Here is a 17,338-nt window from a genome sequence, read left to right on the forward strand (position 1 = left end):
ATTATCTATTATGCTATGTGACAGAAAAATGTTGTAGGCATTTGCCTAATTTAATTCGGTTTGTTTGAGAGGAATTTCAACGATAAATTCCGCTCCTGTGCCGGGCGGTGAGACACAAGTGAGTTTTCCTTGATGTTTCTGCACGATAATCTGGTAACTAATCGCCAATCCTAGTCCACTACCTTTGCCTGGTGGCTTTGTAGTGAAAAATGGATCAAATATTCGCGAAAGCACGGATTCACACACACCAGGGCCATTGTCAGCAATACAAATCTTTACAGTATCTGGGGTTGTTAGCATCGTGCGAATGTGAATGCTAGGTAATTGGTAATTGGTAATTGGTAATCGGTAATTGCTATTTTGTTGCTCATAATGCTCTTCTAAAGCATCAATCGCATTATTTAATAGATGCATAAACACTTGATTGAGTTCACTGACGTAACAAGTCACCAAAGGTAAATTACCATACTCCTTTACTACTTCAATTGCGGGGCGATTTGTGGTTTCTTTGAGTCGATGTTGCAACATCACCAAAGTACTATCTATACCTTCATGAACATCTACTCGCTTCATTTGCGCTTCATCAAGTCGAGAGAAATTTTGTAGCGCCTCAACAATGGAACGGATGCGTTCTGCTCCTCTAAACATTGCACCCATGAGATTCTGTTGATCATTGATCAAAAAATTCAAGTCTATTTGCTTAACTATTTCTTGAATTCTTGGTGTGGGATTTGGATATTCCTGCTGATAGGCTTCAATGAGATTTACCAAGTCTAATACGTATTGACCAGCATATTCGAGATTACCATAAATAAAACTGATAGGGTTATTAACTTCATGAGCTATGCCTGCTACTAACTGTCCTAAAGCTGCCATTTTTTCTCGTTGAATCATTTGAACTTGAGAAGCTTTCAAGTCATCAAGAGCTTTTTGCAGTAGGGTATTTTTTTCTTGCAATTTATTTTGTAATAAGCATAAATTAAGTTGATTTTCTATTCGCAATACAACTTCTACCCCATGAAAAGGTTTAGTAATATAATCTACACCACCAACATCAAAGGCTTGAACTTTGTCTAAAACATCATCGAGAGCGCTAATGAAAATAACTGGAATTGAGCGAGTTTGGTCATTAGCTTTTAATTGTCTACAAACTTCATAGCCATCCATTTCTGGCATATTAATATCTAATAAAATCACATCTGGTAAAACCATTTGACAAGCAGTAAGTGCCATTTTGCCACTCAAGGCTTTACGCACTTCATAGCCTTGTGAAGTCAGCATTGCTGACAAAAGACGCAAATTATCAGGAGTATCATCAACTACCAAAATATTTGCTTTGTAATCTCTTTCTGGAATCAAATGCATTGTGGGAGTGTAAATAATTAAATAGGCACAAAGTAAGGCTAGGTGCAAGATATGATAATATGTTTCCTACGTTTTAGTGTACGCAGTTATGAGGTCTACTTATAAATTTAGTTTAAAAAAATATATCTTGATAACAAAAATAATTAATTTATATCGATTACCAATTATTTACTACCTATTACCCAATTCAGTGCATAAAATTTTTGACTCATCAGAATTTTCTGCCAAGAAACAGCTACAAGAAAAAAAAATATAAGTATAGTAATTATCACGCCCCTGTTGTTTAGCCTGATAAAGTGCTTTATCAGTAGTAGCAATTAGGTTACTAGGTGAATATTGATGATTTGGTACACAAACAGTCATACCAATACTTAAAGTTAGATATTCACTTACAACAGACATAGTATGGGCTATTTTCAATTCTTGTAACTGCAATTGAATATTTTCAGCTACCTGTACCGATCCCAAAAAATTTGTGTTAGGCAAAACTACGGCAAATTCTTCTCCTCCATATCTTGCCACTAAATCTGCTGGACGCCTAGCAGCATTTTTAATTACTTTAGCTACTCGTTTTAAGGTAGCATCACCAGCTATATGTCCATAGGTATCATTGTATGCCTTAAAATAGTCGATGTCGCATAACATCAATGCTAGAGGGATTTGCTCTCGTGCTGAACGTTGCCATTCTCGTTGTAAGTAATCATCTAGGTAACGACGGTTAGCAACTTCTGTTAAACTGTCAAGCAAAGCTAACTCTTGTAATTTTTCATTCACTTCTTGCAAAGCGATTTCTGCCTGAGTGCGTTTTTCAATTTCTAATTGCAGTAGTGAATTTTGCTTTAAAAGTTTTTGGTTTATTTCTTGAAGTTGCAGTTGTAAGCGCTGAATTGTTAGTTGATTTTGTACACGCACTACTACTTCTTCAATCTGGAATGGTTTAGTAATGTAGTCTGCGCCGCCCATTTTAATACCTTTAACTTTATCGGTAACATCATCTAAGACACTGATAAAAATTATAGGAATGCTACAGGTTTGCGAGTTAGCTTTTAAGCGTTGACAAACCTCGTAACCGTTGATATCGGGCATGTTAATATCTAGTAAAATTAAATCAGGTGCTAATGTTTGACAGGCAATTAAAGCCATTTGTCCATTTAAAGCTTTACGAACCTGATAACCCTCTTCCATAAGAATAGTAGATAACACGCGCAGATTATCTAGCTGATCGTCAACGATGAGAATGTTGCCTTTAGTGGCAGATACTGACTCTTGACTCATGATTATTTCTTCAAGGAGGTTTGGTATTTACCATTGAGGTGCAGCAGCAATTAAATTCAGAACTGATTCTAAGTCTATAGCAGTAGAAAATAAATGCCCTTGAGCGAAATCACATTTTAATTTTTGGCGTTGCATAATAGCGGTATGAATTGAGGTCAATTAATCATGGAATGTCCACGCTGTGGATCTTGTCATAACCGTAAGAATGGAAAGAAAAGAGGTAAACAGAATCACATTTGCTGTGATTGTGGTCGTCAATTCATTGATGTCTATAAACCACCCAGGGGCTACTCGGATGAAATCAAACAAGAATGCCTAAAAATGTACGTCAATGGTATGGGATTTCGTGGAATTGAAAGGGTGAAAAACGTTCATCATACTACCATTATTCATTGGGTTAAACGAGTGGGTACACAATTGGCGGATACACCAAATTCAAAGGAAATTCCGCAGGTGGGAGAACTAGATGAATTAGAAACATTTATTGGTTCAAAAAAAATAAAATCTGGTTGTGGACGGCGGTAAATCACTTTACTCAAGGTATTCTTGCTTGGGTTTTAGGTGATCGTAGTTCGACTACTTTCCAACAGTTATGGAACATTGTCCAGTGTTGGCAGAGTTATTTTTACGTCACAGATGGATACCCTGTTTACCCTTGTTTTGTTCCTGATGGTGACCAAATTGTGAGTAAGACCTACATGACACGAGTCGAAAATGAAAACACAAGGCTTAGACATTATTTGGCTCGTCTTCATCGTAAAACTTTATGTTATTCCAAAACCGAGGAAATGCTGAGATACTCTGTTCGATTGTTATTGCACTACCTCAAATATCGTTCTGTTCCCTTACCTGCCTAAAACATACCTTTATTCAGCAACGCCTAATTTTTTTAGTTGAGCTAATTGATATTGGGTTTCAATACCTTCAGCTATCACTGTCATTTCCATTGAATGAGCAATGCCAATCATTGCTGGGACTAACCCCAAATTTTGTTGATTTTCCTGTATAATTTGAACAAAAGATTTATCAATTTTGAGAGAATTTACAGGAAAATTATGTAGATAACTCTTGAGAAATAAAACTCGGTTCGGTAGACCAGTCAGAGAATGGTGAAGCACTATTTCTAACAATTTATTCAGTAAATGCTGGCGTTGATTCATTTCTTGCTGAAGTTTATGCAGAGTCTTTTTAAGTTCCCAAGTGCGTTTTTGTACCCTGTTTTTTAGTTCGGTGTTGAGTTTTTATATTTCTAACCGCGCTGTTCTCAATACTAGTTGGTTTTCTACACGCACTAAAACTTCTTCAAATTCAAAAGGTTTTGTAATATAATCAACTCCACCTACCTGAAAAGCTTTCATCTTATCGAAAACATCATCTAAGGCACTAATAAAAATTACAGGAATATCTGCTATTTGTTGACAAGCTTTCAAACGCCGACAGATTTCATAACCATCAACTTCCGGCATCATGATGTCAAGTAAAATCAAATCCGGTGATAAAGTTTGGCAAGCAGTAAGTGCCATTTGCCAGTTTAAAGCCTTACGAACACTGTATCCTTCTTTAGTGAGGAGCCAAGATAAAATCCACAAGTTGTCTGGCGTGTCATCTATGATGAAAATATCTTTTTTACCGGATTGTAACCGTTCGTAATTCATCCTGCACTTGCTCTGTGATCGCAACCTTTATTTTATGATTTAACTACACTGTAAATACGTAGACATTCTTCGCATATCTTTTCGTAATGAGTGAGTTAGTGCTGGAAATCACCCGAATGCACTGATTATTGTTGATTTTTATCTTACCTCTCAATAAAGCTTAGTTATAAAACTTCAGTTTACTTAGATTATACGTATTAGTGTTTGGGCATATTTTGTAGAGAAAAGGTAAAAATCATTCACTTTTTTTAATATTCATATTTAAAAAGATATATCTTGCATGATTCTCAATTAGCACAATATTCCGGTCTGAGTATAAATTCTTTAGCTAATAGCATCAATCCGTTGAAACGGACTCAAATATTGTTTGAATCAGATTTGTCTGACTTTAGTTCTTATATCAAGTTCGGTTAATCACTTAGAATAAAAAATCCCACCCCCATTCCCTCTCCTTGCTAAGAACAGGGGTGCCGAAGGCGGGGTGAGGTAAAAGGGAATTGTAAGTAATCATGCGAACTTGATATTAGCTAAGAAATTTGTTTCTTGGTGAACTGCAAAGTTGGTGCAAGATATAGGTAAACGAACACCGATGCATACACGTATAGATAGATTTGGTAATTAGCGACTGCTATTTTTCCCCATTACCAATTATCAATTACGCTATTTTTATTTTTCCAATATTTCTACTTCATCACCAATTTTGAAATTCTTTTCTACTGAAGAAGGTGATAATCGCGTATTTACACTTAACCTGTAAAAGTGATTAAACCAGGATGAAGCTACCCAAGCTGGTAATGTTTGTTGTCGCTTTGCGACAAATACTTTCTGAAAATTTTTATAAGCTTCCCCACTCAGAGAATCTCGTGTTAGTACTACACAACGCTGACAGGGATTTATCCCTAACAGATGTACATCTCCGACTCGAAAGGAAACAATGTCACTTTGTTCGCTAAATAGTCTATCTTCCCAAAATGCTGGTACACCGTCAATCTCAATGTTGGCACGTATACGACGACGCATTTCATCTACACTAATACCAGCAAACCAGGAAGCTACTTCTGTTAAGGTTGCTGTACTAATGATGGTTGGCCCTGGTGAGACAGTATCATCAGGAAAACCCATCACAGAATTTTGCTGTAGTTTAACGGCAAATCCAAAAAAATTACTTAACCAATCTTCCAGTGCTTGCCATTCATGATCGAGATGAAAAACTTGTTGGCAGTTAGTTTCTGAGATTTTTAACAAGACAGTTCTATCTTCTAAGTTGTATTGCGATCGCAACAGATGAACTTTGGCATGACGCTTACCATTAACAAACTTGTTAAGTTTGTCAACAATAGCAAACTCACGGTCATACTGTATAGCACCACTAGATAGGACTTTTGTCGTTTTCACTTCCACGCCATCTAGTGATTTAATCGGGTAGATTAAAATCTTGGCAACATATGGCATGATTTGTCAATTGTCATTGGTTAGTGGTTAGTGGTTAGAGACGCGAGGAACATCGCGTCTGTACATTAGTAGTTAGTGGTGAGTCAGCGACTCTTACGCAGGGGGTCTCCCTCATGTTAGTGGTTATTTCCCACTCCTCATACTCCTCATACTCTCCCCATTGTCCCTAATCCTCACTCCCCAAGGGAGTGGGGGCTGGTGAGTTCCCCATCTCCCCATCTACGGATACAATGGCGATTTATCAATACCACCAATATGATTTAGGGGCCAAAAACGAATTACGGCACGACCAATAATATTTTCTCTAGGAACGACACCCCAGCAGCGACTATCATAACTGCTGTTACGGTTGTCACCTAATACCAAATAAGAATCGGGAGGTATAGTGACTGGTTTAGCAAGAAAAGGCGGTTGCGGTCCAGAAGTACAAACGTTGACTATTGTCTGCTGCGAAGAAGAAAGATACGTTTTTTCTGGAAGAGGCTGGTTGTTAATATATACCTTACCGTTTTTCAGTGCTACTGTTTCTCCCGGCAAACCAATAATACGCTTGATAAAAGCATCTTGGTATTGTTCTTGTTGTAGCTCTTTTGTAGGTGAAAATACTACAATATCTCCTCTTTGGGGATTAGAAAATTTATAACTTAACTTATCAACAATAATTTTATCTGCTTCCCATTGATTAGGCGAACCATGTAGGGTTGGTTCCATTGATCCGGATGGAATCCAACGGGCTTCGGCCACAAAGGTACGAATACCTAATGCTAATACGATACTTAATACTATTGTTCTACCTAGTTCTGCTATCCAGGAACTGTCAGGCTTTTGAGTCGAGTTGTTGTTATCAGACACTTGATTTTGCATGAAATTAATTGACTAATGGCCCAAAATACAATTTCTATTTTGTCCGCTGAAAGGATGTTATATCTGTTAATCTTAACCGTACTAAGTAAGTCTTTTGAATTACGTTGTCCTGTTGACAACCTTGAAATAGAAAGGGGAGTAGAAACTCAGGAGTTTAGGTAGTTCATAAATGAATTATTTATTCATGATTAAAAAATAAACTTGTGTGTGATCGGTAACAAAAATTAACGGCTAACAGTCTCATTCAGTTTAACCTAAAGAGAAAGTGCTTGCTCATTAGGGGTATAAGAGTATAGGAGTGTAAGGGTATAGGTAAAGTCCGTATAATTTTTTTGTTCATGATTTTATGGTTTTTCCTTACACCCTTACTCACCTACACCCAGCTCCTAAAGAAAGCTTAGTTAAAAATTGCTCTTGCTTTAACAGTTGAACATCCATGTCATCTTCCACTAGTTTACTAATTCGGCGCGCTCGGATAATTCTACCTGATGGAGAATTCATGATTGGGGATGTGCTGACGCGCGATCGCTTCATTGTCGAAGTTGCACCAGAAATATCCACAGACCAAACACCGATCAGAGAAATTGACGCAGAAGGGTTAACTTTGTTGCCAGGAGTCATTGATCCACAGGTACATTTTCGTGAACCAGGATTGGAACACAAAGAGGATTTGTTTACTGCAACTTGTGCATGTGCTAAAGGCGGAGTCACCTCTTTTTTGGAAATGCCAAATACACGTCCCCTGACAACTACCCAGCAGACACTTGATGATAAATTGCAACGCGCCCAGAATAAATGCCTAGTTAACTATGGCTTTTTTATTGGCGCAACAGCAGAAATTCTGCCGGACTTGCTGTTGGCAAATCCTACTCCAGGGATCAAAATTTTTATGGGGTCGATGCATGGTCAGTTGCTTGTCAATCAACAAGAGGTTTTGGAGGCGATATTTGCAAAAGGAAAACGCTTAATTGCCGTCCACGCCGAAGATCAAGCCAGAATCAACCAGAGACGCCAAGAATTTGCTGGCATTCATGACGTCGCTGTGCATTCTCAAATCCAAGATAATCAGGCGGCACTTTTAGCAACGCAGCTGGCATTAAAACTGTCAGAAAAATATCAGCGTCGTTTGCATATTTTACACATGTCTACGGCTGAGGAAGCAGAGTTACTACGTCAACACAAACCAAGTTGGGTGACAGCAGAAGTCACACCACAACATTTATTGTTGAATACTAGTGCCTATGAAAAAATTGGCACATTAGCCCAGATGAATCCACCTTTGCGATCGCCCCACGATAACGAAGTTCTCTGGCAAGCTTTGCACGATGGCGTGATTGATTTTATTGCTACCGATCACGCACCCCACACCTTAGAAGAAAAAGCGCAACCTTACCCAAATAGTCCCTCTGGAATGCCAGGGGTAGAAACTTCTTTACCTTTAATGTTAACAGCCACAGCCCAAGGGCGATGCAGTATTGCCCAAGTTGTCAATTGGATGTCTACTGCTGTAGCCAAAGCTTATGGTATTCCCAACAAAGGAGCGATCGCACCTGGTTATGATGCCGATTTGGTACTTGTAGATTTGCAAAACTATCGCCCAGTTTTACGCGCAGAAATCTTAAGTAAATGTGGTTGGAGTCCTTTTGAAGGTTGGGATCTCACCGGATGGCCTGCTTACACTATTGTCGGTGGTGAGTTGGTTTATGAAAAAGGCAAACTACATACACAAGTACGGGGACAAGCCTTAACATTTGCATGATTTACGCAACTGGCATAAAGTCCATTGGCAAGGAATAGGGGTGTAAGGGTGTGAGGAGTGTGAGGGGTGGGGAACTCACCGGCCCCCACTGCCCCAAGGTAGTGGGGATTAGGGGCAGTAGGGAGATGGGGAGAGTATGAGGAGTATGAGGAGTGGGAAATAACCACTAACCCTTTGGGTTCGTCAGTCGTTCATGGGGGAGACCCCCTGCGTAAGAGTCGCTGACTCACCACTAACTACTAATGTACAGACGCGAGGAACATCGCGTCTGTACTAACTACTAACCATTGACAATTGACACTAACTAACTTTAAATTTCGCCACTGCTGCTTGCAATTCTTGGGAAATTGCTACAGTTTCTTGCAGTGACTGAGAAATTTTGCGAGAGGAGTTACTAGTAATATCTGACACTTGGGAAATTTCTGTAACTAATTTAGTTACTGCTTGTGATGTTTCTACTTGAGAAACTGTTGCTTGGGAAATTGATTGTACTAACTCATCTATTTGATAGGTAACACTCAGAATTTGATTAAGAGAAGTTTTAGCATTTTCCACAATGCGAGAACCTTCAACTACCTCGGCAGTTCCTTGTTCCATTGCTTTGACAACTTCGTTGGTTTCTCGTTGAATATTCTCAACAATCCGCTTGATTTCTTGAGTAGCATCAGAACAACGTGCTGCCAGTTCACCGACTTCGTTAGCAACCACTACAAAACCTCTGCTACTTTCACCAGCCTTGGCGGCTTCTAGCCCAGCATTGACTGCTAACAAGTTGGTTTGCACAGCAATTTCGTCTATCAAGGAAATGATTCGAGAAATTTGTTGCGAAGATTCCCCTAAGCGCCTGACTTTCTTGGCTGTATCATCAATGGTTGAGCGTAAGTTAAAGATTTTTTCTACTGTCACATCTACTGCTGTTTCACCTTCAGTAGCAGTACGAGAGGCTGTGTGAGCAATTTCAGCAGCCTTTTGAGCGTTCTTTGCCACATCTGCAATAGAGAGTGTCATGCGTTCGATACTTTTGAGGATGAGATTAATTTCAACAGCTTGTTTGATTGCTTCGTCGCTAAGTTGGCTAATTGCATGTTCGTTTTCACCTAAGGCTGCATTGACAGCAGTTGCAGATGTTTTCACTTTGGTCACAATTTCTTGGAGATTCTCAACTATAGAGTTGAAAAAGTTAGCAACAGTACCAATTTCCCCCTCTTGAATTTTCGCATGTACAGTTAAATCACCTTTTGCTGCGCCTTCGATGTCTTGCAGCAGTTGGATGATTTGCTGTTGTAATGCTTGTTTTTGTTGATTCTGCTCAATAGCCATCATTTCTGCACTCGAACGCGCTTTTTCTACCTGACTGAGCATAAATGCCTGCTCTAGGGCATAACCAACGGGGATTGCTACCTGCTTAAACAAATCGATCTCTGATTCTTGCCATTTACGCGGGTTAGAACACTGATGAGCGATTAGTAAGCCATATAGGTTGTTGTTGAGCAAAATCGGTGCGACTAAATTTGCCTTGACTGCAAAGGCTTCTAATTGAGCAATGTGGCATTGAGTTAAATCTGCTTCGTAAATATTTTCTAGCGCTTGCACACGGCCTTTTTGATACTTATCAACATAGCCGCGAGCAAAACAGGGGTCTGCAATTTCTGCATCTAAAGCACTAGGCCATTCTTCACCAACGCACTCAGCAACAATTTTACCCGCCCAGTTTTCATCAAAGCGATAGACTATGACTCGGTCTGCTTTGATCACTTCTCGCATAGTTGTTACTGCTGCATTCAGGATTTCTGCGGTATTGAGTGAACCACGAACCCTAGAAGTAATGTGATTGATTGTTTCTGCTAGCTTTGCTTCATCTTCTTTGTCGAGAATTTGCCCTGTAAACTTGTCCGCCATGATGTTAAAATTAGCGGCTAATTTCCCTATTTCATCATGAGCAAAAATCTCCGCACGGGCGGAGCGATCGCCCATAGCCAGTTTTTGAACTGTTTGCTCTAACTTTTTGATAGGTGTAATAATTGTTTTTCTAATAATCAGTGTCCAAATTAAGGAAATTGCTAACGCGACAATTACAACAACAATTTCTACCCAAAAACTCTGTTCTAATAATTGATTGAGAGCAGTTTCTGGAGTTCCCCGCACTAAAATTGCGACTGATTTTTCGCCATACACAGATTCTGTAACATTATTTGTTTCTATAATTTTATTAGGTACAGCTTTTGCTGCCATTGTATAAGTTTGATGATCTATCCTTAGACGCCCGGTTACTGTTTTTCCTGGAGTTAGGGTTGCTGCTTCCAGTAAAGATTTACCTTCTGCGGGTAATGCTACATTAGGTATGCCTTGATTGTTATTCTGAGATTTATCTTGTTCTAAGGCTGTTGCTATAGTAAATTCTCCTGTCTGTTTGCGTAGATAAACAGCACTGTAGCCTCCCCCAGTTGCTTCTAATGTTGCCCTAACAATTGCATCTTTACCATTGACAATATCACCAGAAACTAATGCACCGATAACTACTTTTGTGTTTGGGTCTTTCACAGGTGTTACCGTATAACGAATTAGAGCATCTTCTTGATTAACACCATTTGGTAAAGGAGGAGATTCTTTACTCAATTCTGACCAACTGACAATTCTATTGGCTTTTATTTGCCGAGGATTCTCCAAAACCTCACTCACCAAGTTGTCAGGATTAAATATTTCCCCTTGACGCTCAGCATTCGCATTGACTATAATCTGCAAATTTTTACCAACAAGTGTGGCATACTCTATTTTTCTGGCTTTAATTTCATTGGCAAGAATTTGCTTGACTTTTGACTTTAAATCAGATCTGAGTGTTTGACCTGTATTATGAGCAAGAGCAGCTTGAATAATTGCCAGATTATCTGATTGTCCACGAAAGCCAAAGCCCATTTGATTGACTTTGACATTATAAGCCATGTTTGTCACGGCTACTTCTGATTTTGCTTGTTCTAATAATAAAGTCTGTAAATTCTTGCTAATCAAGTATCTTGCTACACAACTTATTCCTAGTATAGATAGCAGTTCAGAAGCAATTAAAGCTATTAGTTGTTTGCGGCTGATGGAAAGATTAGAAAACCATTGCCACATAATTTTTTTTACTTTTTTAGATGTAGTAAAGTTGGTTTTATCTTGGGGATTTATGTGCAGTTTGCCATCATTATTAGTATTAGTTAATGATAGTTCTTTTGAAGCATATCTACCATGTTTAGTATGCTTGTTATTTAATCTATTCATGATTAATTCTAGATGCAAGTACTCGTTTACATTAATGAGCAATGAAAAATCGAATTAGTTTTAGTTAAAAACTAATAATTGATAGAAACGAACGAGCGCACCCAGGTAAATTTATTTTTTAAGCAAAATTCTGTAAATTAACTTCAAAACTGTTAATTTTTAAGATACAAAATCCCAAATTATCAATGTTTAATTGGTCTACTAAGTAGTTAGACAAAATTAAATTCGTTCGTAGAGATAGGGGATAGCTAATCTCTTACACCATTCAAAAAGAGCTAGAGGCTCTTGTTCTTGTTACCTGGTTGAAAACTGGTAACAAAGGTTTGAAGGTTTTCTGTCCTGACTATTACAACTCTTGCAAGATGTGAAATAGGAAAATAATCTGTGTAATTAATTCTATCTAATTACTTACATTTAAACCAATCCTAAAAAAGTTGGTGAATTTGCAGCAAGTAATAGTTACTAAGATTACACCCTATTGAGTTATTTCTTAACAGTTATAGCTTCTAAATTTTTGCTTGAGTTACAGATAGATTTAAGCCTGATATTCAGTCTATCATCTTAGGCTATATTGCTGTTTTACGCAAGTTACTAAGACAACATTATGTTTATTTACGCTATTGAAAAATTTTATGTTTATAACTTTTGATAATCCTAAATTTTTTAAACTAAAAAATATACTAATATCAAGCTATTAACCATTTAAATGATTGATTACTTAACACTACAAAATCTAGTCAATTTAACTGATTCTGCTTGTCTGAACAACACATTAGATGCTTATAAATTATTTTATTTTAATAAGTATAAATACTGTAATTTGAACCATTTTCAATTAGAAAAAATGATGAGAAAATCTAAAGTTTTATTTTATCTATCTTTAAAGAGTTGATAAACAAAAAATAATTTTTCCCATATATAATACCGGGATAGCAAATTTTTTTGAGATTTTAACATTGGGACTAAAACTAACGGCTTTTACTCTATCTTGATGTCCTTCCAGAAGATTCCGCTGATAATACAGATGTCACAATGCAGACATTACTTATTGATGTGTTTTGAAAATAGTGCAAGTTATCAGTTTATCTACTTTTAACAATGAGGCTTGTAAACGACCTTTAGACCGCTTCGGTTCAAGTTTTTGTATCTAAAAGTGGATATGACAAAGCTTTGTTAGCATCATCATAGTATTGAGTGTTGCTAAATACTCGCAACAGTTTATAAATTATTGCAGGAAAGGCTATGACTACAACACTAGCAACGCCCTATTCCATTGAGTCTTTACTAGGTGAGGAAGCAGAAGACCTATTGACTTATAAAGCCAAAGTTGCTAAGGATTTATTGCATTTACCAGGTCCTGACTTTGTAGATCGAGTATGGGTAAATAGCGATCGCAATCCTCAAGTATTGCGTAATCTGCAAACACTGTACTCTACCGGTAGACTTGCTTATACTGGGTATCTTTCTATCTTGCCAGTAGACCAAGGAATTGAACACTCAGCAGGTGCGTCGTTTGCACCCAATCCGATTTACTTTGATCCAGAAAATATTATCAGACTAGCGATCGCAGCTGGTTGTAATGCTGTAGCTACAACTTTAGGAGTGTTGGGTGCAGTTTCACGCAAATATGCTCACAAAATTCCTTTTATTGTCAAACTCAACCACAACGAACTCCTGACTTATCCTAATCAATTTGACCAGATTATGTTCGCTTCTGTCGAACAAGCTTGGAATTTGGGTGCTGTGGCAGTAGGTGCGACAATTTATTTTGGTTCAGAAAACTCTACTAGACAAATTCAGGAAGTAAGCGTTGCTTTTAAACGCGCCCATGAATTGGGAATGGTGACAATTCTCTGGTGTTATCTACGTAATAGTGCTTTTAAACAAGATCAAGACTATCACCTAGCTGCTGACTTGACAGGACAAGCGAATCATTTAGGCGTCACCATAGAAGCTGACATCATAAAACAAAAGCTCCCAGAAAATAATAATGGTTACGCAGCAGTAGCCCAAGCAACAGGTAAAAGTTACGGTAAAACCGACAAAAGGGTTTATACAGATTTGACAACAGACCACCCCATAGATTTAACTCGTTACCAAGTCTTGAATTGTTATTGTGGACGTGCAGGCTTAATTAATTCTGGTGGTGCATCAGGTAAAAACGACTTTGCAGAAGCAATTCGCACCGCAGTCATTAACAAACGCGCTGGCGGTACAGGCTTAATTTCTGGACGCAAAACATTCCAACGTCCCTTTGAAGAGGGTGTGCAATTATTCCACGCCATCCAAGATGTTTATTTATCCGAAGCAGTGACAATTGCTTGATCGGGAGGTGGGGAGTGTGGGGAGTAATGTAGAGACGCGATTCATCGCGTCTGGGAGTGTGAGGAGTAACAATACTCTTTATACCTTTGTCCCCCTTGTCGCCTTTCCCCTTTCCCCGATCCCTTTATTCTGGGATATTCTGGAAGAGGTGAGAATTGGCTGAGTGACGATGAAGCTGGCAGGAAGAGTAAGTCAAGTAACGCCTTCTATAACTTTAGCGATCGCAGCGAAAGCAAAAGCAATGAAGGGCGAAGGTGTAGATGTTTGTAGTTTTAGCGCTGGGGAACCGGATTTTGATACCCCTGCACATATTAAAGCTGCTGCCGAAAAAGCGTTGGATGAAGGTAAAACTAAGTATGGGCCTGCTGCTGGAGAACCAAAATTAAGAGAAGCGATCGCCCGCAAGCTGCAAAATGATAATGGTCTTGATTATAAAGCAGAAAATGTCATCGTCACCAATGGCGGTAAGCATTCTTTGTTCAATTTGATGCTAGCAGCGATCGAACCAGGTGATGAGGTGATTATCCCCGCTCCCTATTGGTTAAGCTACCCCGAAATGGTAACTTTAGCGGGTGGTGTTTCCGTAATTGTTCCTACAGATGCCACTACAGGATATAAAATTACGCCAGAGCAATTACGAAAATCTATCACACCCAAGACCAAGTTATTTATCCTCAACTCGCCATCTAATCCTACGGGTATGGTGTACACGCCAGAGGAAATCAAAGCCTTAGGGCAAGTGGTAGTTGAAGCAGATATCTTTGTTGTCTCCGACGAGATTTACGAAAAAATTCTCTATGATGGTGCAACCCACCTCTGTATTGGTTCCTTAGGAGAAGAAATATTTGCTCGTACGATTGTCAGCAATGGTTTTGCCAAAGGATACTCAATGACGGGATGGCGTATTGGTTATTTGGCAGGGCCAATAGATGTTATCAAAGCCACAAGTACTATCCAAAGCCATAGTACTTCAAATATATGCACCTTTGCCCAGTATGGGGCGATCGCAGCTTTGGAAAGTTCCCAAGACTGTGTAGAACAAATGCGCCAAGCTTTTGCTAAACGCCGCCAGGTAATGCTAGAACGGCTCAACGCCATCCCTGGCTTGAGTTGTCCCAAACCAGACGGTGCATTTTATCTGTTTCCTGATATCAGCAAAACCGGACTGAAATCTCTGCAATTTTGTGATGCTTTACTAGAAGAGGAACAAGTAGCAGTTATTCCTGGGATTGCTTTTGGTGCAGATGACAACATTCGCCTCTCCTATGCTACAGATATGGCAACAATTGAAAAGGGGATGGATAGGTTAGAGAAGTTTGTCAAGTCGCGAATTTAGTCAAGAAACGAAAAACAAGATAGCCCAAGATCCCCGACTTTTCACCAGAAGTCGGGGATCTTGTCTTTACTGATCACTGATCACTGATAACTGATTATCGCGCTATGATGCTAAGACAGGGGTGTCAACCTTCGTAATTGTTTGGGGTAAGATGGCGCGTATTGGTGTAATTGGTGGCGGACAACTCGCCTGGATGATGGGCGGTGCAGCAAATAAATTAGGCTTGGAATTGATCGTACAAACCCCCAACCCTAATGATCCTGCTGTTGCGATCGCTCATGACACTATTTTTGCCCCAGTCAAAGATGCCGCAGCCACAAAAATTTTAGCTACTCAATGCGATATCATTACTTTTGAAAACGAGTTTGTTGATATCGAAGCTTTATCTATTTTAGCAGAGCAAGGTATTTGTTTTCGTCCACCCCTTGAAGCATTAGCTCCCCTTCTAGACAAATATCATCAACGCTGTTATCTACGAGATTTAGGTTTACCAGTTCCTCATTTTTCTGATATTAAAGGAATCTGGAGAGAAGATGCGCTAACAGAAAATAAACAGTTAGCTATTGAAAGTCAAGAGTTAGGAATACAAAACGAAAATCTTCATAATTTTTCACTTCAAAGTCAATTAAAGTTTCCAATAGTTTTAAAAGCTCGTCGTCACGGTTATGATGGTCAGGGTACTTTTATTATCAAAGATATCCAAACTCTCCAGCAAAAATTAGAATCTGCAAATAATCTAGCTTTTTTATTAGAAGAATTTATCCCTTTTGAACGAGAACTAGCAGTAATTGCAGCACGTTCTGTGGATGAGAAAGTAGTAATTTACCCAATTGTAGAAACTCAACAAGAAGAACAAGTATGTCGGCGAGTGATTGCACCAGCGCAGATTTCATCTCATCTCCAAAAAGAGATTGAGAATATTTCCCATACACTTCTTAATAGCCTTAAAGCAGTGGGAGTTTTTGGGATTGAATTATTTCTTAGTGCTGATGACAAAGTGCTAGTAAACGAGATAGCACCGCGCACTCACAATTCTGGACATTTCTCTGTTGATGCCTGTGAAACTTCCCAGTTTGAGCAGCACTTAAGGGCTGTTTCTGGTTTGCCTTTGGGCAATCCTAATTTAACTTGCCCATGTGCTATTATGATAAATTTGTTGGGCTACGAAATATCAACAAACGACTATATTACTAAACGTCAACAAATAAAACAAATTCCCCAAAGTTACATCCATTGGTACGGTAAAACAGAATCTCGTCCAGGGCGAAAATTAGGACATGTCACCGTTTTGTTAAATGATCAAAATCCGAATGAAGCGATGGCGATCGCCCGCACTATAGAAAATATTTGGTACGCCAATTAAATCGGCAAAAAAAATCTCATTGGGCATACACAAAATCATTTTTAAAAGCTATAATCAACTCATACCACTGCGACGTTGGTGACTGCCAACAAGTTTTGTGATCTATGACTTGTAAAAGTAAGGGAACCAAGCATTTTTCGTGGCAGTAGACCGGGCTTGTACCCGGAAACTTTAAACGAGAAACATGGTACCCACCTGGTTTTCTCCAGGTCAAAAACTTAGGTAAAACGGCGTTGCGGTGAATAAAAATCAAGGCTCCTTAAGTCTATTTAGACTAAGGAGCTTTTAATATAGTTAAGAATCTAAAAAGTCTAAGGATTTTAATTTTACAAAATCATAGAAATCAATATAGCATTACTAAATCATTTGTGAACAACTTTCACAAATCAGATAGGATTGCGATCTTAAGTAGTTAAGCAAAATTAAGGGCAAGGGATTCTGGTCAGGAAGAGGAAACGGGAAGATAGAAAATGTATGAGAAGGCAGAAGGGAAACTCCATAAATTAATTTTAGGGGTTTCAAACAAGGATGCTTTCTTCATTCTGGGAGTCTCGTAGACATCCGCAGGGCAGCTTCAAGGGAGAGTAAAAAATTTTTTACCCTTTTCATAAATAAATTTAGGGTACTGTCACCCTGTAGCAAAGGTCAAAAATATATTTTGTTCCTTTTGCCATTTCAAAAATATG

10 protein-coding genes, 1 other RNA gene and 1 pseudogene are annotated in these 17,338 nt (G+C 38.6%); 6 read left to right on the forward strand and 6 right to left on the reverse strand.

All coding sequences use genetic code 11. The annotated features are described in order from the left end of the window. Positions 1-45: 45 nt before the first annotated feature. On the reverse strand, positions 46-1,365 hold the full coding sequence (locus RS893_RS08945) for a hybrid sensor histidine kinase/response regulator (RefSeq protein WP_315791918.1): 1,320 nt from the start codon (positions 1,363-1,365) through the stop codon (positions 46-48). 171 nt (positions 1,366-1,536) lie between these two features. Continuing rightward, entirely contained in the window at positions 1,537-2,640 is a 1,104-nt protein-coding gene (locus RS893_RS08950; protein WP_315790849.1) for a diguanylate cyclase domain-containing protein, read from the reverse strand. 165 nt (positions 2,641-2,805) lie between these two features. Here RS893_RS08950 and RS893_RS08955 point away from each other — a divergent pair. Next, a protein-coding gene (locus tag RS893_RS08955) for an IS1 family transposase (RefSeq protein ID WP_315784082.1) occupies positions 2,806-3,497 on the forward strand; the annotation gives its coding sequence in 2 pieces (ribosomal slippage) (positions 2,806-3,130 and positions 3,130-3,497; 693 coding nt in all). A 9-nt stretch (positions 3,498-3,506) separates the two neighbouring features. Here the strand turns inward: RS893_RS08955 and RS893_RS08960 are convergent. From RS893_RS08960 to lepB, 3 genes and pseudogenes are all read right to left on the reverse strand, one after another. Continuing rightward, positions 3,507-4,295, reverse strand: a pseudogene (locus RS893_RS08960) (response regulator). Positions 4,296-4,961: 666 nt separating this feature from the next. After that, on the reverse strand, positions 4,962-5,747 hold the full coding sequence (locus RS893_RS08965) for an MOSC domain-containing protein (RefSeq protein ID WP_315790850.1): 786 nt from the start codon (positions 5,745-5,747) through the stop codon (positions 4,962-4,964). Between the two features lie 219 nt (positions 5,748-5,966). Beyond that, the gene (gene lepB, locus RS893_RS08970) at positions 5,967-6,611 is read right to left on the reverse strand and encodes a signal peptidase I (protein WP_315790851.1); all 645 of its coding nucleotides are present in this window, start codon (positions 6,609-6,611) and stop codon (positions 5,967-5,969) included. Between the two features lie 436 nt (positions 6,612-7,047). Between lepB and RS893_RS08975 the strand changes: the two genes are divergently transcribed. Continuing rightward, on the forward strand, positions 7,048-8,370 hold the full coding sequence (locus tag RS893_RS08975) for a dihydroorotase (protein WP_315790852.1): 1,323 nt from the start codon (positions 7,048-7,050) through the stop codon (positions 8,368-8,370). 300 nt (positions 8,371-8,670) lie between these two features. Here RS893_RS08975 and RS893_RS08980 read toward each other — a convergent pair whose 3' ends face one another. After that, positions 8,671-11,628, reverse strand: a complete 2,958-nt coding sequence (locus RS893_RS08980) for a methyl-accepting chemotaxis protein (protein WP_315790853.1) — start codon at positions 11,626-11,628, stop codon at positions 8,671-8,673. A 1,242-nt stretch (positions 11,629-12,870) separates the two neighbouring features. Here RS893_RS08980 and RS893_RS08985 point away from each other — a divergent pair. The 4 genes from RS893_RS08985 to ssrS all read left to right on the forward strand — a co-directional run bounded on the left by RS893_RS08985 (position 12,871) and on the right by ssrS (position 16,898). Further along, entirely contained in the window at positions 12,871-13,953 is a 1,083-nt protein-coding gene (locus tag RS893_RS08985) for a class I fructose-bisphosphate aldolase (RefSeq protein WP_315790854.1), read from the forward strand. Positions 13,954-14,122: 169 nt separating this feature from the next. Further along, complete coding sequence (locus RS893_RS08990; protein WP_315790855.1) at positions 14,123-15,289, forward strand: pyridoxal phosphate-dependent aminotransferase; 1,167 nt, start codon at positions 14,123-14,125, stop codon at positions 15,287-15,289. Between the two features lie 151 nt (positions 15,290-15,440). Next, the gene (locus tag RS893_RS08995) at positions 15,441-16,652 is read left to right on the forward strand and encodes a 5-(carboxyamino)imidazole ribonucleotide synthase (protein WP_315790856.1); all 1,212 of its coding nucleotides are present in this window, start codon (positions 15,441-15,443) and stop codon (positions 16,650-16,652) included. Between the two features lie 61 nt (positions 16,653-16,713). After that, a non-coding RNA gene (gene ssrS / locus RS893_RS09000) (6S RNA) lies at positions 16,714-16,898 on the forward strand. Positions 16,899-17,338 lie beyond the last annotated feature (440 nt).

The organism is Fischerella sp. JS2 (assembly GCF_032393985.1).
GTDB lineage: Bacteria > Cyanobacteriota > Cyanobacteriia > Cyanobacteriales > Nostocaceae > Fischerella.